Origin of the sequence: Arthrobacter sp. S41, from assembly GCF_004320535.1 — a bacterium.
In the GTDB taxonomy this organism is placed as follows: domain Bacteria; phylum Actinomycetota; class Actinomycetes; order Actinomycetales; family Micrococcaceae; genus Glutamicibacter.
This window is the reverse complement of sequence record NZ_SIHY01000001.1, coordinates 2,392,973-2,412,868: the sequence shown is the minus strand read 5'-3', so window position 1 is coordinate 2,412,868 and position 19,896 is coordinate 2,392,973. Positions and strand designations below refer to the sequence as shown.

The following is a 19,896-nucleotide window of genomic DNA, read 5'->3' as shown; positions in this document are numbered from 1 at the left end:
AAGAAGGGCACCATGAACCAGCAAACCACCGTAGCGGCTGTCACCGGCACCAATTCCGCTTTGCCGTCAACCACACCAGCGGTGGTGCTGGTCGGCCTTAATGGTTTCGGACGCCAGCATCTGACAAACATTCATCGTCTTGTCGAGGAGGAAAAGATTTCCTTTCTTGCCGGCGTTGACCCCAAGGATCCTGGCAGCCTTGTTCGCGGAGAAAAGACGCAAATTTTCAGTACCTTTGATGATTTTCTGAAAACAGGTCTAAAGCCGGACATCGTCATCATTTCAACACCGATCAACACCCATGCCGACTTGGCCATGAAAGCTTTAGAAACCGGTGCGGACTTGTACCTTGAAAAGCCGCCCACGGCGACACTAGAGCAGTACGAAACACTGTTCTATGCCGCACATGAGGCCAATATCAACGTCCAGGTAGGTTTCCAAGCTTTAGGTTCTCGCGCGTTAAAAGCCGTGGAAGAGTTTTTCGAGGACAACAACAAAAATTCGCCTATTGGTGCACTTCGCGCGGTAGGCGCCAGCGGAAATTGGGTGCGCACCACCGGCTACTACAACCGCTCACCGTGGGCTGGGCACCGAGTACTGAACGGAATCGAAATCGCTGACGGTGTGGTGACCAATCCTCTGGCTCATGCTGTCGCCAGCGCACTGCGGATTGCTGGTGCGAAGAGATCTGAGGATGTTGTCTCGGTTGCCACCGATTTGTACCATGCTCATCAAATCGAAGCAGATGACACTTCTGTTGTTCGGCTGGAGACGCGCACCGGAATCCCGGTAGTCGCTGCGTTGACGGTCTGCGCCAAGGAGCAACAAGATCCATGGATCACCGTCTACGGGACCGAAGGCTCTGCAATCTTGTACTACACGCGCGATGAACTGGTCATCCGCCCCAACACGGAGTCCGGGCGCCCGGAGACTACTGAAGTTTTTGAGCGCACCAACCTCTTAGAAAATCTCGTGAACGTGCGCCGCGGAACAGAAGCGACACTGCTGAGCTCACTGGAATCTGCTGGCGCCTTCATGCGGGTGCTTGAGCAGATACGCATTTCTCCCACCCCCACTACTATCCGCGCAGAACACGTTATACCTACTGGTGCTGACGAAGAATTTCACCCTGTCATTCCAGATATCGAGCATTTCATCAACCGTGCCGTCGCTGCCCAATCAGACTTTGCCTCACTCGGTGCTCCCTGGGCAGCCGATGCCTCGATCAGCGGCCAACTGACCCTTGAGAATCCTGCGACTGCGCAGAAGCTGACCGTTGCAAAGCTGCGCACGGGCGAGGATATTTCCCGGAGCAATTCACCGCGTCCTTTCTTAGATGAGTTGAAAACATTTGGTGGGGTGCACATCAGCGACCAGCAGCCTCTGGATCACTCGTGGCACCTCGGTGTCGGGGTGGCGCTGCAGGACGTTAACGGAAATAACTTTTGGGGTGGCCGAACCTATACACGAGCTGACTCGCGTTATGTGTGGCGACAAGACCATGGGCATATTCGAACCGTTTCAAATTCATTTGCCCCCAGCGGAAATTCTCACTCTTCGCACCTGGAGTGGGTTGGCCATGATCAGCAAATATTGCTCGACGAAAAACGCGCTGTGAACGTGCGCGCCTTTAACCACGAGCCCACCGGAATCTCGGGTTGGATCATGGATTTCACTTTTAGTCTCTGCGCACGAGACCAAACGGTTTCTCTGGGCTCTCCCGGTTCCAACGGGCGGGTTAATGGCGGATACGGCGGCTTCTTCTGGAGGCTACCAAAAGCTGATAGCCCAGCAATTTTTACCCAAGACGCAACAGGTGAGGATCAGGTCCATGGCTCACTGAGCCCATGGTTAGCCTTCAGTGCCGAATTCTCCTCAGAATCGGTCAGTTTGGCGCAACGCGGAGTTGAGCACGGTGCAGCAACTCTCGTTTTCTGCAGCAACGACGGTGACCCGTGGTTTGTTCGTAGCTCCAGTTATCCCGGTGTGGGAAGTTCTCTGGCTTGGAATTCGCCGGTGGTTCTGGAACCCGGAGACTCCGCGACTCGTCGAGTTCGAATTTTGGTCACTGATGGTCGCGTAGAGGCAGCGGACGTCGCTGCGCTGTACCAAGAAATCGGTTCAGAAAAATAGGAGGATCGAATATGCGTACAGCGGTAGCCGGTAGGTACACGAAAAAACATGCTCAGCTGATGGAAATCATCCATAATCAGGGTGCGCAAGCATTGTTGCTGTCCACTCCCGCATCGCTTGCGTGGTTCCTTGACGGTGCGCGCACGCATGTTTCGCTGGCCGCTCCCCCGATCCTCACGGTTCTGGTTCATGCACGCGGATGCGAACTTGCTACATCAATCAGTGAAGCTCAGCGAATCCAAGATGAAGAAGTCACGGGTCAGAACCAGCTGACGATCCATGTCACCAAGTGGTATGAGCCGCTGGATAACATCAGTTCGTGGTTCCCCGAGGCCAGTGACTGGAATATTCTTGCCGAGGCCCAGATCGATCAGGAGCTTCGTGCCCTGCGCTCGGCTTTGTCCCTAGCAGAAGTAGACCGCTACCGCCGGCTGTGCCAAGACACCGCTTCGGTGATGACTAAGGTTCTAGCTGAAACTTCCAGTGACGATTCCGAATATGCCGTCGCAGCCCACCTTTCAGCCGGTGCAATTGCGCTGGGTGGAGATGTGCTCGTGGCACTGGTCAGTGGCTCCACTCGTGTCCAGTATCGACACCCATTGCCGACAATGGCCCCGTTGGGCCGAAAGGCGATGGCTGTACTGTGCGTCAGGCGCCACGGCCTGATTGCTAATCTCACGCGCTGGGTCCGCTATGCCCCGCCAACGGCGCAGGAGCTTGCTGGTGAAGCTGACATTCTTAAGGTTGAGGCAGAGATCATTCGCGGTATTGCACACGGCAAAGCACTGGGCGAACTACTACCCGCCATTGAGCAGGCATACCCGGCCCACGGATTTGATGAGGATGAATGGACACGACATCATCAAGGAGGAATAGCCGGATATAACGGACGGGATCCCCGATTCTCACCTGAGTCTGTCGACGTCTTTCAGCCGAATCAAGCGTTCGCATTTAATCCGAGTGCAGAACGCGATGGCCTCATGTTCAAGGTTGAGGACACCATGCTGCTCACGGATTCGGGTGACATTGAAGTGCTGAGCGTCGATCCACAGTGGCCAGCAACAATAATCAATGGATTGCCCAGGCCCCAAGTACTGCAACGATAACGTCGCGAAGAAGAAAACCAGTGAGTACGAGGAGAGAAAATCCTCGTACTCACCGGTTTGTCTTTACTCAAATTTCCTAGACTTTGATCTTGAGTTCAGTTCGCCAGCTTCGCTTTGGTTCCCAACCGATCACCTCGCGTGCTTTCTGGATACTGAAGGCCGGGCTCTGCCCAGTCAGTTCTTGTGCCAACTCTGCGAGTTCCGGATAGATCTCTGGAATGATTTCCGCCAGTGGACGTGTAGCCATGGCATCCTGGGCACCGACGAAGAAAACATCGCCACTGTTGACGCGATCAAATCGCTGAATAAGTAGCAGCAAGAAGTCCGAAACGTCGCGGGCATCGACATAATTGAACAGCGCCGGCGCCGATAGCGTTGGATCCGCCAAACGCTCGGCCACGGTGTGGCCTTGTTGGGTCAGCGCTCCCTCCCACTCTTCTTTTGCGATCACAAAGCACGGGCGGAACGACACAAATTTCACCGGGCTCTCGGGACCCAACTTGGCCGCGAACATTGCCGCGATCTGTTCTGCCACAAACTTGGATAGTCCATAAGCATGCCAGGGTCTCGGCGTTTCATTTTCGTCCAGTGGAAGCTTTTCAGGGACCCACCCACCGGGAGATCCGTAGCCCATAATCGAAGGGCTGGAGGCCAAGACCACCCGCGTCGCACCTGACTCTACGGCTGCAGAGGTGACGTTGTGCGCAATCGTAGCGTTGGTCTGCAAAAGCACCTCTTCAGGGGCCATGAACGGAACGGCCATGGCCGCCAACGAGACGACTGCCTGGGGGTTGATTTCTTTGAATAGTGTCTGTGTTGCTTCGGCGTCTTGTAGATCAATACTGCGGTAGTCAACGCCGGCCACTGGTTCCTCGGGCAATCCCCGATCCAGTGAAATAACTTCATGGCCTGCGGCTGCAAAACCATCGACAACCGACCGCCCGAGGCGACCTGAACCGCCGGTAATAATTACCTTTTCACGCATGGATTCAATTACACCTGAGCCTTGTCGACAGCTGAGAAATTAACGCCCAGTCCAGCAAAACGCACGTTCACTAGCTCGCCTGTTTCCAAAGAAGTGTTCCCGCAGATTCCCACCGCAATCGCTCGTACGCCATCAAGGAATCCGGCCTGCCGCGAATATCCGTCAACTTGCTGGCCCTGGAAGAGTTCTTGAAGCAGAAGCTTATCGCCTCCACCGTGCGAACCTTCGGAATTGATAATGGGAATTTCTTCCGCTTCTTGCCAATGGCGTTGAAGTATGAGCCGTTCCCCCTTGGAACGCACTTTGCTGCTCTGACCATCGTCGTTGTAAGAGGGATCAACTGGACGGCCGCCGGAGGCCGGTAGGACCGCCGCCCGCTCAACTACATCAAGTTCCAGACGCCCTTCGGTTCCGTTGATCGCAACTCGGTATCCTTCCCACGGACTGTGCGCATTAAGCGAATAGGAAAGAATGGTGCCTTTGTCGTATTGAACGGTCAGGCTCAGATTGTCTTCAATGGAAATTTGCCCATTAAAAACGCCTTGATCGCGGCGGTAACCATCCAAATGTTCATTAGCCAAGTACAACTTCTCTAAGCGTTCGTCACTACGCAAGTCCAGATCAAAGGGCTCTTGATCGCTTAGCTCATGCGTGCCGCGTTCGTGGGTCTGCAGTCCTCGCGCAGCGGCGTTTTTTGGGCCATAAAATTTGAGGCCGCCGGCAGCAAAAACGCTCTGAGGCGAATCATCAAGCCACCAGTTGACGAGGTCAAAATGATGACTAGATTTGTGGATCAGTAACCCGCCGGAATTCTCCTTGAGTCGATGCCAGCGACGGAAGTAGTCAGCTCCGTGAACGGTGTCGAGCATCCAGCTGAAATCTATCGACGTCACCTGACCGATCAGTCCATCATCAATGGCCTTTTTCAACGCCGTATTTCGCGGTGAGTAACGATAGTTAAAAGCGACGATCACCTCGCGACCGGTATCGTCTACGGCTTGCGCTATGCGCGCGGTACTCGCCGCATCGATGGTCAGCGGCTTCTCTACAATGACATCGGCCCCCGCATACATGGCGGTGCAAATCAGGGCGGCGTGGGTATAGTCCGGCGTCGTGATGATGACCCGATCAATGGAATTTTCGCGGATGAATGAATCCAGCTCGTCGGGGTCGAAGGAGCCCAAGCGTTCCCCAAAGCTCTGCTCGACAACGTCTTGGTAGTACTCGACCCGGCCTGGGTTTGTATCCGTTAAGGCAACCAATTCAGCTACGTTGCTGTGGTCGCCAAGGATTGAGGTGATGTACATTTCGCATCTGTTCCCGGCCCCGATCAGCACGTAGCGCTTACGTGTTGTTGTTCCCATCAGTTTTCTCCTTAGCTAGGTGCTGCAGTATTTGCCGAGATGACAAGATGCGATTGGCCCGGAGTCTGAAACGCCGGGCCAATCTCTTTCCTTATTTGATGCCGGTAGTAGCAATGCCTTTGACCAGATATTTTTGACCGAAGAGGAATGCTAGGAAGACCGGGACGAGCGTAACGATCGACATGGCGAACAGGGCTCCCCAGTTCGATTCACCCGTTGAATCAATGAAGGCGTTCAATGCCACCTGCACCGTGTAATTGCTTGGATTGGTCAGGTAGATCAAGGAAGTGAAGAAGTCGCTCCAGGTCCAGATGAAGGTGAAAATCGCTGTGGTCGCTAACGCTGGAACCATCAGCGGCAAGATGACCTGCAGGAAGATCCGGGGGTGTCCGGCACCGTCGATACGGGCAGCTTCGTCCATATCTTTAGGGATACCTCGAATGAACTGGATCATGAGGAAGATGAAGAAACCGTCGGTTGCCAGCAGCTTCGGGACGATAATCGGCCAGAAGGTGTTGACCCATCCGATCTGAGAAAACATGACGTACTGCGGCACGATGATCACGTGAATCGGAAGCATGATGGTCATCAGCATGAGCACAAACATGATCTTCTTGAATTTGAACTCAAGTCGGGCAAAGGCATAAGCGGCCATTGAACACGAAACAAGATTTCCGACGATGCATCCAATGACCAGGACGGCCGAGTTCAGCAGGTACTTGCTGAACGGCTCAGAAAGGGCGTCCCAACCATTGGGGTAGTTGTTCCAATCTACCTGCGAAATGACGAGGCCAGCTTCGCGGAAAATCAGATCATTAGGCCTGAAAGAACTGGCTACCATCCACAACAGCGGGTAAATCATTACCCCTGCGGCCAGCAGCAACAGTGTGTGTTTTACGACGGAACGAAGCGGTGTGCGCGCCTTTGGCCGATGGCCTTTAACCCTGCGCCCGGTGGCATCAGTTCCGCCGACCGGCAGGTTCTGGCCCATCATCTTTTCCTCGTCGAGAGCATGATCTTGCGGAGTTTGTTCAAGATCTTCTGACTGCGGTACCGAAGTTTGATTAGTCATCGTAGAACACCCAATACTTTGAAACTAAGAAGTTCACGGCGGTAAAAGCGCCGACGATGAGGACCAAGAGCCAGGCCATGGCCGATGCGTATCCCATGTCGAATTGCTTGAAGCCTTGCTGATACAGATACAGAGTGAAGAACATCGTGGAGTCGGCCGGTCCGCCCGAACCGTTGGAAACAATGAAGGCTTGGGTGAAGTTCTGGAAAGCTCCGATGATCTGCAAAACGAGGTTGAAGAAGATAATCGGGCTAATCATCGGGAGCGTAATGCTCCGGAACTGACGCCACTTGGATGCGCCGTCAATGGACGCGGCTTCGTAGTACATGGCAGGAACTTGGCGCAATCCAGCCAAGAAGATCACCATGGGTGATCCGAAGGTCCAGACGTTCAGCAGGATCAGGCTTCCAAGCGATGTGTTCGGATCCGAAATCCAGCCAATACCTTGGATCCCTACAAGTTCGAGCATCTGGTTGACCAGGCCGGTCGTTCCAAAGATCTGCTTCCACAACACTGCGATGGCTACTGACGAGCCGAGCATTGATGGGAGGTAGAAAACGGATCGGTAGAACGATAGTCCGCGCATTCCCCGGTCCAGCAAGATTGCAACAGCGAGGGCAACTGCAAGTTGCAGCGGGACACCGATAAGAACGTAGGTAAAGGTCACACGCAGCGAATTATGCAGTCGTTGGTCGTCCAACATCCGCTCGATGTTTGCAAACCCGGTAAATTCCGGTGACTGCAACAGGTTGTAGTCCGTAAAAGCGAGATATAAGGACATCGCCATCGGTCCCAAAGTGACCAGGAAGAGCCCTATCGTCCATGGAATCAGGAAGATATGGGCGGCCTTGTTATCTTTTGCAGGAGCCTTCTTACCTTTACTCTTACTCAGGCTTTGCAACTCGGCAATGGCGCTCACTGGCCATCACCTCCTTTCATCAGAACGCTAGGGTGCCCCTTGCGAATCGGGACCGACATGACTGACTCCTTGCTTTAAGAAATGCTTCGCCAACACACGTTGGAATGCGCTTTCCAATCTCTGTTCCATAACGCTAAACTAAAGACCAACGTGAGGTCAACCACATTCGTAAGATGAGTTGCAGTAGTGGCGCTTACATCCTCAATGCCAACTCTCGGGCCTCAAGGGTGCCCTCCAGAAAAATCAGTGATTCAATGAAGGATTCATAAATTGTCTCAGGTCAGAAGCGAATTTAAGGACATTGTTGAGTCCATAGAACTCTATCTAATTTCGCTGCCATTTGACGCGATGCGTCGCAAAACAGAAGATTCCAATGCGGAATCAATCGATACTTTCAATGCATCATCGCGGGCTTTCACCCAGATGGAATCCTTGATCGTAAAAATCACGACCGTCCAGGGACTTGTCGGTTGGGGTGAAGGCTTTGGGCACAAGGCGAATCCAGCTACGTGGGCAGCACTTGAGCATATTGTGGCGCCCTTCTTCTTGGGGCGAAGCACTGAGTTGGACGAGTGTCTTCCCGCCGCGGAATACGCCTTTCATGCATTCGGGCGTAGTGGTCCTGTTGAATATGCGCTGTCTGCTATCGACATCGCGCTATGGGATATTGCGTCGAAGCGGGCCGGCAAAACCCTGCGTGAGTACATTAATGCCAATTCTCGCCACGAGATCAACGCCTATGCATCGCTGGTTCATTACGCCGAGGACCCGGGAGAGGTTTCCTTCCACCTTTCCCGCGCTATGTCCCGTGGATTCAAGGCATTCAAATTACACGAATCCTCGAGACCAGCAATTCAGGCAGCACGGCAGGCCGTCGGAGACTACCCGTTGATGGTCGATGTGAACTGCAAATGGAAATTGTCGGAGGCCCGTGCGGCTTTTGAACAGCTTTCCGACATGAACCTCTTGTGGATCGAGGAACCAGTTTTCCCACCAGATGATTCGCAGTCACTGCAAGCACTGAATTCCGAATTCAGCAATGTTTCCGCAGGTGAGAATCACTCAGGTACCAATGGCCTCATCAATGACATGGCGCGCGGTGCCCTAGAGTTTGCCCAGCCAAGCATCGGCAAGATCGGTGGAGTCAGTGCAATGTTGCAGGTGCGCGAAGCCGGTAGAAGACTCAACGTGCACGTCATTCCCCATTGCTTCTACTTCGGACCAGCACTTCTAGCCAGCGCGCAGATCATTGCTCTGGATCCACCAGTGCGTCTTGAAGACGGGCACATTCGACCAGAGCTGGAAATTCCATTCCTCGATTGGGAAGTGCAACTGCATTCATGGCATGCGCCGCATCAAGCTCTGCTTAGCTCCGAGGGCACCTTGCCTCTTCCAACAGCGCCAGGAATAGGTTTTGAGCCAGAAACGGAAATAATGAATCAACATACGCTCAAGCACTGCACCCTCGGGGCAGGCAAGTAGATCCGCCTAGCAAATAGGCCGGTGAACTCTCGTGCGGATTTCTACCTAAACCTTTTTTGCTGACTGCTTTAGGCTTCCAGAACCTTCATCAGCAGCTCAGCCTCATCGGAAATAATCGCGTCAACTTCGCGTTCAACCAATAACCTCATGATTGGTTCGTCGTTGACGGTCCACACGTGCACCTGCGCTCCGGCGCGCTGTATGGCCTTGGTGAAGCGGTTGGTAGCCACCGGCAGTCCGTGTAGCTTAAATGGAATCTGAACGGCCCAGTACCCCTTGACCAGCTTCTTAGGTACCCAGCCTAAAAGATGGGCGCTGATCCACATCACTGTGATTTCCCGGCGTCCCGGCGAGCGCTTGATGGGTGCTGAGAGCAGATGTTGCACCGCGTGGGTGCGCGCACTTTGGAATGCGGCAATCGCGATTTGTTCGTGCGCCCCACGGCGTTCAATCAATTCCGCCAGTGGTCCAATGACCAGATCATCTTTGACATCCAAGTTGAAGATAGCTTCAGGGAAAGCATCCAGCACCTCATCCAGGGTGCATAACGGCTGACCACCAGCAAGGACTTCAGCCAATTCTGCGTCGGTGCGCTCAACAAATTTTCCGCTGGCATTGGTGACCCGATCCAAGGTCTCATCGTGGAACAGGAACACGGTGCCATCGGCTGAGGCATGCAGGTCTGATTCCAAATGGGTCACGCCCAAGGCAGTTGCACGCTGGAAAGCGATGAGCGTATTTTCTTCATCCCCGGTGCGGACACCACGGTGTGCAAAAGCGAAAGTCATTTCAGTAGTCCCTCAATGATTTGGGCGACGCCATCCTCGGCAAAGGATGGTGCTTGGTAGCGGGCACAAGCCAACGTGGTCGGGTGCCCCGAAGCCATGGCGTAGCCATGTTGGGCAAATTCGAGCATCTGAATATCGTTGGGCATATCCCCAAACGCCATAACCTCATCAGGGGTGATACCCAAGCGTTGGCAATACTCGTTCAACGTCTTGGCTTTGTTGATATCCACGTGGGCCATCTCTAAAAGGGAAACGTCAAAAGCCGAATGAGTGATTGATACTAGTTGATGTAATTCAGGCTGCACCGCAGCATAAAAATCATCCATCGTCAGTTTTCTTGAGCGAGCTAGGAACTTAACGATGCCTTCTTGATCAATTTCATCCGACGTTAGATCCAATTCCGCACAGTCATCAAGTCGATGATGGGGTTCGGCAAAACCGTCCGAGAGGTGCAAGCCCTTGGTGGTTTCGGCGGCAAAGCTAGCTTCCGGGTCCACCTGCAAAATGATTTCTGCAGCTTTACGTGCCAAAGCAGCGCTGAGCGTGCGTGACCAGATCACTTCGTCTTGTTCTAAGTCGTAGAGCACCGCGCCGTTGGAACAGATCACCGTGCCTAAGCCACCAAAGGCTTGGATGATCGGACTTAGCCAGCGAAAGGGTCTGCCGGTGACAAATACGATCTGGATTCCGGCTTCTCGAGCGTCTAAGAATGCGCGTCGAGTACGCTCGGAAATGGTCCCGTCCGGGGAAACGATAGTCCCGTCCAGGTCCGAGGCGATCAGCTTGATCACCCTAGAGCTCCTCGCGTCGTGGCGGGTTAGCGCCAGCTCGTTGCACCGTGACCGCCGATGCTTTGGCCGCAAATTCTAGGGCCTGCGAGAGTTCGTTGATCTGCAGTTTGGCCAGTTTTTCGCGGTTGGATGCACCGATCATGCCGTGCTCGGCAAGCCAGCACAGCAACGCCGCGGTGAAGGTATCGCCAGCGCCCACGGTGTCGGTGACTTCCACAGGTTCCGCGGTAAATTCTGCATCTCCGGCCCGGACGATGCCCCAAGACCCACGTGATCCTGCGGTGGACACAACGATGGCCGGGCCCATGTCTAGCCAGGCTCGCGCAGATTCCTTAACCGAACGCATCGGGTACATCCACTTTAGATCGATGCCTGAAACACGCACCACGTCTGCTTGCGCGACAAAGCGTTCCACCTCGGCCACGGTCTGGGAATGGTTGGTCACCAACGAGGGGCGCAGGTTCGGGTCATAGCTGATGGTCGCGTGAGTGCGGGCCGCCGAGAGCAACGGCAACAGCTCTTCTGGGCTAAAGAGGGTAGCGATGGAACCGGTGTGCACCAGCTCAACATCTTGAGGCAACTCAGGGCCGATGGTTGGCATCTGCCAGTAAGCGTTAAACGCGAACGCCGCACCGCCGGCCGGGTCCAAGATACCGTGGGCAATGACGGTGGCCTCGTCATCGGCGCCACCGATGTACTTCACGTTGTTTTCTTCGAGATAGACCTCGATCTTGCGGCCCTTATCGTCAGCACCCCAACGGGAGATCAGCGTTCCGGGATAACCCAAACGAGCCAGTGATACCGCGACGTTCAGTGGGCTTCCGCCCACAAATTCTTGGGCGGGGGTAATGCCGGAGGCCAAGACGTCGACCAGTGCTTCACCGATCACGGTCGGGTTCATGCTGCTCCTTCAATAGTGCAGGGGTGACAAGGCGGCCACGCAGGCAGCCCATTGGCTACTGTGCGGATCAATCCAAGTGTAATGATCTGAGGCAAACAGTGCGAAGCGATACTCCTGCCCCACTGCCGCTGCTTTGTCGGCAGCCAGTCGAGCAATTTTCACTGGAACATCTTGATCGTCTCGCCCATGAAAGATTACGACACGGGCAGTACTTGGCCATAATTCCACCGGACTGTACATAGCCATAGGTGCATCGGCCAACAGTTCATCCACTGCCCCGTCGCTGAGCTTTAGCCGGCGCGCCCACTCTAGGTCCAGCACTCCTGCCTGACTGATCACCTGCGACACCCGAGGATCACTCGCAGCCAATACGCAAGCCAGCTGGGCTCCAGCGGAGTGGCCGATCAAGGTGATCGGCCCTTCCTCTTTAATCAGCCCCAGCGCCAACCTGGCATCGGCCAACATCTTTGCCGCACTTCCCGGACCACGCCGGTACTCCAAGTTATAGGCGGGGATCCCACGCTGCGCTAAGTCTTGAGCCAGTGGCAGTCCTAGATCTGCACGGTACTTTTCACGCCAATAGCCACCATGGATGATCATCACCGCCCCCTGGGCCGTGGTGTGCTCTGGTTGGCAAAACTGCAAGTATTGATCCGGGTGCGGCCCGTAGTGCATCACACTAGTTGCCCGGGAAATTCGGCGAGCGCTTTTCCACAAATGCTGAGCGGCCTTCAACCGAGTCATTGGTAGCAAAGGCACGCTGGAAGGATTCGCCTTCCACCACGAGTGCGTCATGAGTGTTCAGTGCATCCATGGCTACCAACGCGGACTTGGCATTGGCTACGGCAGTGGGTGCGACAGCGGCAATTTCCTCGATGGTAGCCACCGCCTGATCGATCAGTTCCTCGGCCGGGACAACACGGTTAGCTAGTCCGATGCGCAACGCTTCCTCGGCCTTGATCCGTCGGCCGGTGAAGATTAGTTCGCGGGCCAGCGCGTTGCCAACTCGACGTGGCAGGCGTACCGATCCACCAAAGCCGGGCACCAAACCTAGGGTGACCTCTGGCTGGCCAAAGCTTGCCTTCTCGGAGGCGTAAATGAAGTCACAGGCCAGTGCTAACTCGCAGCCGCCGCCTAAGGCAAAGCCGTTGACCGCTGCAATCACCGGGACCTGCAAGGCTTCTAGACGTTCGGTCACAGCGTGCATTTGGCGTCCGTACGCCAAGGCGCCCTGGGCGTCCATCGCATTCATCTGCACGATATTGGCGCCGGCAACAAAGGACTTCTCGCCAGCTCCGGTGATGATCACACCACGGTATTCAAAACCGGTGGTTTCAAACCAGTCAACAAAGGCTTCGAGGTCATTAACCACCTCTTGGGCCAGTGCGTTCAGCGATTTGGGCTGGTCGATGGTCAGGATCAGTGCTGGGCCACGCGCAGACAGCGCGAGCGTATCAAATTGCTTCATGACTTCACTCTACCCATGCACCCGAGAGGTTCCTAGCGTTTTTTGCGACCCTTGGATCCGCCTGAGCGCCCCGGCTTGCCACCATTGCTTCGCGCCTGCTTCTTGGCCAGTTCCTTTTGCCGTTTGGCAGCGGCCAGGGATTTGACCTTGGCGTCCAGCTTCGCCTTGTCGTTAATGCGCTTGGCTTTTTGTTCTTCGTTGCGCACCGAGGCTTGGCGGGAGGAGTTAGCGCGGCGTCCGCGGACAATCCCAATAAATTCTTCTAAGAGTACGGTGTCTTCCACCGATGATGGCCAGGCGATGCCTACCTGGGTCGGGGAACCGTCTTCGATGAAGCGGCTGACTACGTCCTTGCGGGCAAAGAGTCGCGCGATGCTCTGCGGAACGCGCAAAACTTGGGCGCCGGAGGCCACTACTTCCATGGCGGTGGGGATGCCACCCACGGCTTCTGGGTAGTCTGCGAGGTCTAACTGCGCAAAGCCTTCCACCACACTGGCAGGGATGGATTCCTCGTAGTATTCAACCTCGTGGTCTTTAGCTGCACAGACCACTTCGAGTTCTTCATACAGCGGGATCACATGGCGGGTTTCGTCTTTTGGGGACTCGCCGCGGTAGCGCACGAAGACCGCGTCGGCCTCGTCGTTGGCCAAAAGGTCAAGAATCGATCCTTCGTCCTGGCGCCAGGCTTTAAGTTCCATGTCCGGGTAGCGCTCCTGGAAGCGATCCATCCATTTGCCGGGGGTGACGCCGGCGGCGTAGGCGATTCGAAGTTTTTGCACCCCTTAAGCCTACGCTGTAGCGGGTTAAATACCGCAGGCGGGCACCGAAGAATCGGTACCCGCCTGATAAGTAGGCCAGAAGTGGACTTACTTGTCGGTCTTTACAACCAAAACGTCGCACGGTGCGGAGTGAGCAACCGAGGAAGCAACGGAACCAAGCACTCGGCCCAGACCCTTCATGCCAACGTTACCGACAACGATCATCGAAGCCTTGCGGTCTTCAGCGTCGGAGATCAGAACGTCGCCTGGCTTGCCGTGACCGGCAGCAGCGGTGATCTTCACGCCTGGAACGGCGTTCTTCACGTCGTTAGCTACACGCTGTGCGAGCTTGCGAGCCTGCTCTGCGTCATCCAGGATCCAGGTATCGGAGCCGATGGAAACAACTTCGGTATTATCCGATGCGTGGGCGGTGATGACCACCAATTCGGCGTCGAGCTTCAATGCCAATTCAGCAGCACGACGTGCTGCGCGCTGAGCGGTTTCCGAACCGTCGACACCTACGATGATGGTTTCTGACATATTGTGCTCCTTTATTGTGAGTGATGCTGTTAAGTGATGGATAACACTTTATGGCCTTTAGGCCACTTTATCCTGTAAAAAGCCGACGGCGCGTTCCCAAGCTATAACTGCCTGCTCAGGGTCGTAATTTCCCGCGGTGTTTTCGTCATTGTGGAAAGCATGCTTGGCGTCGTAATAGAAGTACTTCACCTGAGCGCCCGACTGCTCACGGATCTGTTCTTCTTGAACTCGCGCCTGTTCTGGCGGGTACATTTCGTCAAAGTTGGCGTAGTGCCCCTGGATCGCGGCGCGTACGCCGGAGAAATCGTTGGGCACACCTTGACCTACCCCGTAGAACGGGACGGCGGCCGCAATTTTTTCTCCCTGCTGCGCGGCGAGCTGCAGAACAAAGCCGCCACCCATGCAGAAACCGATAGCGCCAAGCTTCTTGCTGGTGACATGTTCGCTGGCCAGCAGGTAATCCACCGCTCCGGCCAGTAGCTTTGCACCCTTGTCTTCGGGAAGTTCGGACATCATTTGCCCGGCTTCTTCCCCGTCATGGGTGATTGATCCGCCGTAAAGATCTGGTGCCAGCGCAACAAAGCCGAGCGCTGCCAGACGGTCTGCCACGTCGCGAATGTGGTCCGTTAGTCCCCACCATTCCTGAATGACAATGACCCCTGGGCCCTTGCCTGAAACAGGTACTGCGAGGTAGCCGTGTGCCTGCGCACCCGAGGATGGGAACGTCACGTTCTGGTGTGGTGTTTTTCCTGCCATTACGCCTCCTGATCTTCGTGTGACACCAGTTTATGCAGGTCTTGCCCCAAATAGCATTGACTTGCCCCACATTAGAGCCAAGTTGTTCTACTTTCCGGGTGTGACCTCGCCGATGCGCACCAATGCGTCGGTGACCAGGTTCCAGAATCCGTCATGGTCCAGATCTACCGCAACCGAAGTATTGCAGTTCTCATCGGCTGGGGCGCGGAAGTCGGTAACGGTCATACCTAAGGTCAGATCTCCGCGCAGTTCCACGTTCACCGGTGCCTTGACGGTCCGCACGATCCGCGGGTCAATGACATAGGCGACGGCGCAGGGGTCGTGGACCGGCGGAGCGTCGAAGCCCTGGTGATCACGGTAGGCCTGAGCGAAGAAGTCCATCAGTTCGCGGACAAACTTTGCCGGGGCGGTGCCGATGTTTTCAATGCTCGCCACGACCTCGGCAGTGGCCAGCGCCTGATGGGTCAGGTCCAAGCCCACCATCACTACCGGCCATTTCTCGTTAAAGACGATGTGGGCCGCTTCCGGATCAACCTTGATGTTAAATTCTGCAACCGCACTCCAGTTACCGGTGTGGTAGCCGCCGCCCATCAGCACCACTTCGCGAACACGAGAAACGATGCGTGGTTCTTTGCGTACAGCTAAGGCGATATTGGTCAGTGCGCCGGTGGGCACTAGGGTGATTTCTCCAGGTTCGTGGCTCATCACCAGATCGATAATGACATCTACCGCATGGCGCGAGTCCAACTCGATGGTGGATTCGGGCTGTTCTGGTCCGTCCATGCCCGAGTCACCGTGAACGTCGGCTGCGGTTTCAACTTCGCGCACCAACGGCCGGGAGCAACCGGCGGCAAATGGAATCCCGGTGATACCTGCGATAGTTCCCACGGCCAGCGCGTTGGCGGTGACCTTATCTAGGGTCTGGTTTCCAGCCACGGTGGTTACTGCCAATAGGTCAATGGCTGGGCTGCCGTGGGCAAGGATCATGGCTACCGCGTCATCATGGCCTGGATCGCAATCCAGAATGATCTTTCGGGGCGTAATGCTGTCCTGAGCCATGGTGCCATCCTCATATCTACCAGCAGGGGGCCGGTTACAGTGTGCGGTGCGGAGATGATTGTGAACGGAGACTTGTTGCAGACAAGTTCGCTCGAGCTAATTCTTTCCTGTTAGCTCGTTTACGTCAAGCGCTTAACTATGGGAGTGCTCGGGGAACTAAGCGACTACGATGGTGCCATGACCTATGGCGAAAAGACCGGCAATTCCCGCGAACCGCGACGCGTCACCGCGGCTATGGTTGCATCGCATGCCGGCGTTTCTACTGCAACGGTCTCGCTGGTTGCCAATGGAAAGTCTGCCGGGCGGGTCTCGGCTGTTAATGAACAGCGTGTGCGCGAAGCCATCCGCGAGTTGGGCTACTTTGTTGATAGCATCGGCAGCTCACTAGCCAAGGGTGTCAGTTCTCTGGTCATCATGGTGGCCCCAGATATTTCCAACCCCTTTTTCGCCAAGGTGATTGCCGGCGTTCGCTCGGTACTGGCCAACGACTACCAACTCATGCTCTCGGTCACCGATGCCGGCGTCTCCCCCAGCGCCAGTGAAACCCGAAAGATCATGGGCCTGCGCCCTGCCGGTTTGCTCGTTCACGCGCCTAGCCAAGAATTTCTTGATGAGATCTCCGGCAATCTACCTATGGTGGCCCTCGACGCCCCGGGCATTAGCGAGCAATTCCCCGCGGTGAACATGGACGTGGCCCAAGGCGCCCGCGATGTTGTTGCTCATTTTGCCGCGCTGGGACATCGCAAGGCCGCCTATTTGGACGCAAGCACCGGAACCGAAACCCTCTCCGTACGTCGCGAAGCATTTTTGGCAGCCGCAGCTGAATACGGCATTGAAGTCTTACCCGGCTCGGTAGCCAGCTCGAAGATCGATGTCACCGCAGCCTCCCAGGTCTTCAGTGAGAACTGGGAAGCATGGGAAAAAGCTGGTGTCACCGCACTGGGCTGCGCCACCGATAATCACGCCTTTGGCGTGCTTCATGCAACCCGTGCGTTAGACATCCGTATTCCTCAGCAGCTCGCGGTGGCAGGTTTTGATGACCTTCCGTATTCCGCAACATCTAATCCGGCCATTACCTCGGTGCAGCTCAACGCGCAGGAGGGTGGGCGACAAGCCGCGCTCAAATTGCTGGGTTTGATCAACGGCCAGAGCCCCGAGCCATTGCAAAGCATGCTCCCCAGTTCCCTGATTGTCCGCGGATCAACCCAACCTGAAGAGCAAAGCTAGCTCAAGGCTCACTATTCGATGAGCTTGCCGCTCTTTGCCAGTTCCGGATTGGTGCACGAGGACAGGTCAAAGCAGCAAGGCCGACGCTTTCCATCGCGCAGCTTGGAAATGCTCACTTCTACCCGGCGTTGACGAGTTGTTGGAGCCTTGGTGGATCCAACCCATCGGACCCACTCCCAGCGGGCCATCGGAGTCAAACTAGTCCAGGTCGATTCCAGATCGGTAGCCTCATCCAAGGCCTGCGCCAAGTCATCAGGAATTGCGGTCTCAGGCCATACCGAACTTGGCTGCATCTCCAGGTGAACGCGCTCCCCTAGCGCAGCATCAATGTCCGGCGCGTGTTCGTTCGCGAGATCAATCCAATGGCCACGTCGCCCATCGGGGTCGATAACGATCGTGCGGCCCGCAAACTCTCCGAGCAGATCAACCGCCACCTGGCCGCGGCTTGAGAGCAGGTCGCTCGATTCTTGGTCCAAGCGCAGGATCCGATGTTCATTAATGGAGTCAATCGTTCCGTGCACTTCAAATGGTTCTTTAGACGCCGCCATAATGTTCTGCCTTTCGAATTCTCAAAGGAAGTCTAATGCAGTAATGGATCCACGCTGCCGAACGAGGTGCGAATTCAACACGCGGTAACTAGGTATAGTCACGGCATTCTCGTGAATGCGCAGTGTGATTTAGGACAGCACGCAGACCGGACGCGTAGTAAAGGGCAAAGACGTTGCTGCCGATTTGTTCAACGCTGCCAGCGTTTAGTCACGAGTTACGGCTTCATCATCTGGTGTTGCACCGAGACCGTGTGCAGGCGCGGGCTGCCCGATGGCGGCCGCCGTAGAAAACAAAATAACCCCTGACATGAACTTTAATTCATTGTCAGAGGTTATTTTCATATGTGCGCGAGGGGGGACTTGAACCCCCACGACCTTGCGATCACTGGCACCTGAAGCCAGCGCGTCTACCAATTCCGCCACTCGCGCATATGTAATTTTTGTTGCCACGTGCTTTTGCAACAAGAAATAGCTTACACACAGATTTTGTGTTCGCCTAATCGAAACCTTTGGCTGTGGTCAGAGACACACGGTCTAGCCTCTGACTACTACGTCATTAAGCGGTCCATACTTCTATCACTCACGTATTTTTCGGCATTTCCACAGCTGAAAACAGTAAGATCAATAATGAAGTTCTGTGTTCACTGCTTTTGAGCTTGAATGCGAGACACTTAGATAAGCAATGGACCATCAAGGAAGGGGCACGAATAATGGGCTTTCTCGACAATGTCGAACGCGGCTTAGAGAAGGTCGTCACAAGCTTCTTTCGTGGAACCAGCACCGCAGACCTGAAGCCAGTTGAACTGACCAGCGCCCTGCGTAACGAAATGGACCGCGGAATCCTTCCAATCAGTGAAGGACGCAGCCTTGCTCCGAACGACTTTGTCATTTCGTTGAGCAGCAAAGACTTCTCGACCGCAAAAACCTGGGGACGTGCCGTAGTCAACGAGATGGCTAAGGTCACCGCGGAACACGCAACCGTCCAGGACTACACCGTTCACGGTGACATCATGATCCACTTTGTCTCCAAAGATGATTTTAAGCCTGGTGAGATGGAAATCAGCGGATCCGTCAAGGAATCCAGCTCCAATGTAGCGGCTTCCGCTCCGGTAAAGATGCCAATTGGCAAGCCGTCTTCCTCAGCTTCTTCAAGCGCCAATGGGCAGTCGCGTCCAACCGTGCGCCCGATTGAAGAGATCCCCAAAGTTCCAACGCAGAAGCAGGCAATCCTCGAGGTTGCCGGCCAGCGTTATGCACTACACCATCACTCCATCGTGCTGGGACGTTCGGCTAGCACCGACATCCCAGTTGATGACACCGGAGTTTCACGTCAGCACATCCGCGTGGAAACCCGGGGCAAGACTAGCTTTGTCGTCACTGATTTGGGTTCCACCAACGGAACCTACGTCGACGGCAAGAAGATTTCAGCCGAAACTCGTATTTTTGATGGCTCGATCATTACTATCGGTCAGACAAAAATCGTCTTCCGACTAATTACCTCGAATAATGGAGGTCGCGCGTGAACGATCTGGTTCTAAGCCTGTTCCGACTAGGCTTTCTGGTACTCATCTGGCTGCTCGTTTTGAGCGTTGTCGGATCGATGCGCCGTGATTTGGCCGTCGGAAAACGAGATCGCACCGGCAAGCCAAGCGCCCGTCAGCTCAAGAAGCACCCCGAGCTGGCTGAACCGGAAGCTCCAGCACGTAAGCCGGCTACCACCTTGGCCATCGTTGAAGGTCCGCTGGCTGGCAACAGCATCCCACTAAACGGTCAGCCGATCATGTTCGGCCGTGCTCAGGATGCCACCGTTGTCTTGGATGACGATTACGCTTCTGGTCGCCACGCACGCCTTTTCCCCCAGGGATCTCGTTGGTTCATTGAAGACCTGGGCTCCACCAACGGAACTTTTGTCGGTGAAACCCAGCTTTCACGCGCCCAAGCAGTAGAACTAGGACAGCGGATCCGCATTGGAAAGACTGTCTTGGAATTGAAGGCCTAG

20 protein-coding genes and 1 tRNA gene are annotated in these 19,896 nt (G+C 55.2%); 6 read left to right on the top strand and 15 right to left on the bottom strand.

What is annotated here, in order from left to right; translation table 11 throughout:
- Window positions 1-12: 12 nt before the first annotated feature.
- Together EYR88_RS11075 and EYR88_RS16145 are read left to right on the top strand one after the other, a co-directional pair.
- Entirely contained in the window at window positions 13-2,133 is a 2,121-nt protein-coding gene (locus EYR88_RS11075; RefSeq protein ID WP_131089690.1) for a DUF6807 family protein, read from the top strand.
- Window positions 2,134-2,144: 11 nt separating this feature from the next.
- Window positions 2,145-3,239 carry a M24 family metallopeptidase gene (locus tag EYR88_RS16145; protein ID WP_207306492.1) on the top strand — a complete coding sequence of 365 codons (1,095 nt, stop codon included), beginning with the start codon at window positions 2,145-2,147 and terminating at the stop codon, window positions 3,237-3,239.
- 76 nt (window positions 3,240-3,315) lie between these two features.
- Here the strand turns inward: EYR88_RS16145 and EYR88_RS11070 are convergent, their stop codons facing one another.
- From EYR88_RS11070 to EYR88_RS11055, 4 genes are all read right to left on the bottom strand, one after another.
- The gene (locus EYR88_RS11070) at window positions 3,316-4,224 is read right to left on the bottom strand and encodes an NAD(P)-dependent oxidoreductase (protein ID WP_207306491.1); all 909 of its coding nucleotides are present in this window, start codon (window positions 4,222-4,224) and stop codon (window positions 3,316-3,318) included.
- Window positions 4,225-4,232: 8 nt separating this feature from the next.
- Window positions 4,233-5,588, bottom strand: a complete 1,356-nt coding sequence (locus tag EYR88_RS11065; RefSeq protein WP_131089689.1) for a Gfo/Idh/MocA family oxidoreductase — start codon at window positions 5,586-5,588, stop codon at window positions 4,233-4,235.
- A 91-nt stretch (window positions 5,589-5,679) separates the two neighbouring features.
- Complete coding sequence (locus EYR88_RS11060; protein ID WP_242632527.1) at window positions 5,680-6,660, bottom strand: carbohydrate ABC transporter permease; 981 nt, start codon at window positions 6,658-6,660, stop codon at window positions 5,680-5,682.
- Window positions 6,653-7,579 (bottom strand): sugar ABC transporter permease, encoded by a 927-nt coding sequence (locus EYR88_RS11055; protein WP_131089688.1) that lies wholly within the window; start codon window positions 7,577-7,579, stop codon window positions 6,653-6,655. The genes EYR88_RS11060 and EYR88_RS11055 overlap by 8 nt, the downstream gene beginning before the upstream one ends.
- 270 nt (window positions 7,580-7,849) lie before the next feature.
- Here EYR88_RS11055 and EYR88_RS11050 point away from each other — a divergent pair, with 270 nt between their 5' ends.
- Window positions 7,850-9,061: a mandelate racemase/muconate lactonizing enzyme family protein gene (locus EYR88_RS11050; protein WP_131089687.1), complete on the top strand. Its 1,212-nt coding sequence runs from the start codon at window positions 7,850-7,852 to the stop codon at window positions 9,059-9,061.
- Between the two features lie 68 nt (window positions 9,062-9,129).
- Here the strand turns inward: EYR88_RS11050 and EYR88_RS11045 are convergent, their stop codons facing one another.
- From EYR88_RS11045 to EYR88_RS11005, 9 genes are all read right to left on the bottom strand, one after another.
- The gene (locus EYR88_RS11045) at window positions 9,130-9,849 is read right to left on the bottom strand and encodes a glycerophosphodiester phosphodiesterase family protein (protein WP_131089686.1); all 720 of its coding nucleotides are present in this window, start codon (window positions 9,847-9,849) and stop codon (window positions 9,130-9,132) included.
- Window positions 9,846-10,640 carry an HAD family hydrolase gene (locus EYR88_RS11040; protein ID WP_131089685.1) on the bottom strand — a complete coding sequence of 265 codons (795 nt, stop codon included), beginning with the start codon at window positions 10,638-10,640 and terminating at the stop codon, window positions 9,846-9,848. Before EYR88_RS11040 ends, EYR88_RS11045 begins: the two co-directional genes overlap by 4 nt.
- A 1-nt stretch (window position 10,641) precedes the next feature.
- Entirely contained in the window at window positions 10,642-11,541 is a 900-nt protein-coding gene (locus tag EYR88_RS11035) for a carbohydrate kinase (protein ID WP_131089684.1), read from the bottom strand.
- Window positions 11,542-11,550: 9 nt separating this feature from the next.
- Entirely contained in the window at window positions 11,551-12,186 is a 636-nt protein-coding gene (locus tag EYR88_RS11030; RefSeq protein WP_131089683.1) for a hypothetical protein, read from the bottom strand.
- A 34-nt stretch (window positions 12,187-12,220) separates the two neighbouring features.
- Window positions 12,221-13,009, bottom strand: a complete 789-nt coding sequence (locus EYR88_RS11025; protein WP_131089682.1) for an enoyl-CoA hydratase-related protein — start codon at window positions 13,007-13,009, stop codon at window positions 12,221-12,223.
- A gap of 32 nt (window positions 13,010-13,041) precedes the next feature.
- Window positions 13,042-13,788, bottom strand: a complete 747-nt coding sequence (locus EYR88_RS11020) for a LysR family transcriptional regulator substrate-binding protein (RefSeq protein WP_131089681.1) — start codon at window positions 13,786-13,788, stop codon at window positions 13,042-13,044.
- Window positions 13,789-13,875: 87 nt separating this feature from the next.
- A complete protein-coding gene (locus tag EYR88_RS11015) occupies window positions 13,876-14,307 on the bottom strand; it encodes a universal stress protein (protein ID WP_131089680.1) in 432 nt (143 codons plus the stop codon).
- Window positions 14,308-14,364: 57 nt separating this feature from the next.
- The gene (locus EYR88_RS11010) at window positions 14,365-15,063 is read right to left on the bottom strand and encodes a dienelactone hydrolase family protein (protein WP_131089679.1); all 699 of its coding nucleotides are present in this window, start codon (window positions 15,061-15,063) and stop codon (window positions 14,365-14,367) included.
- Window positions 15,064-15,150: 87 nt separating this feature from the next.
- Window positions 15,151-16,122, bottom strand: coding sequence for a nucleoside hydrolase (locus EYR88_RS11005; protein WP_131089678.1), 972 nt, complete (start codon window positions 16,120-16,122; stop codon window positions 15,151-15,153).
- Between the two features lie 177 nt (window positions 16,123-16,299).
- Here EYR88_RS11005 and EYR88_RS11000 point away from each other — a divergent pair, with 177 nt between their 5' ends.
- Complete coding sequence (locus EYR88_RS11000; protein WP_131089677.1) at window positions 16,300-17,349, top strand: LacI family DNA-binding transcriptional regulator; 1,050 nt, start codon at window positions 16,300-16,302, stop codon at window positions 17,347-17,349.
- 11 nt (window positions 17,350-17,360) lie between these two features.
- On the opposite strand, the gene EYR88_RS10995 is transcribed toward EYR88_RS11000, so the two are convergent.
- The gene (locus EYR88_RS10995) at window positions 17,361-17,897 is read right to left on the bottom strand and encodes a YdeI/OmpD-associated family protein (RefSeq protein ID WP_131089676.1); all 537 of its coding nucleotides are present in this window, start codon (window positions 17,895-17,897) and stop codon (window positions 17,361-17,363) included.
- Between the two features lie 345 nt (window positions 17,898-18,242).
- Window positions 18,243-18,326: transfer RNA gene (locus EYR88_RS10990), tRNA-Leu, on the bottom strand.
- 281 nt (window positions 18,327-18,607) lie between these two features.
- Here EYR88_RS10990 and EYR88_RS10985 point away from each other — a divergent pair.
- A complete protein-coding gene (locus EYR88_RS10985) occupies window positions 18,608-19,420 on the top strand; it encodes a DUF3662 and FHA domain-containing protein (RefSeq protein ID WP_131089675.1) in 813 nt (270 codons plus the stop codon).
- A complete protein-coding gene (locus EYR88_RS10980; protein WP_131089674.1) occupies window positions 19,417-19,896 on the top strand; it encodes an FHA domain-containing protein in 480 nt (159 codons plus the stop codon). Before EYR88_RS10985 ends, EYR88_RS10980 begins: the two co-directional genes overlap by 4 nt.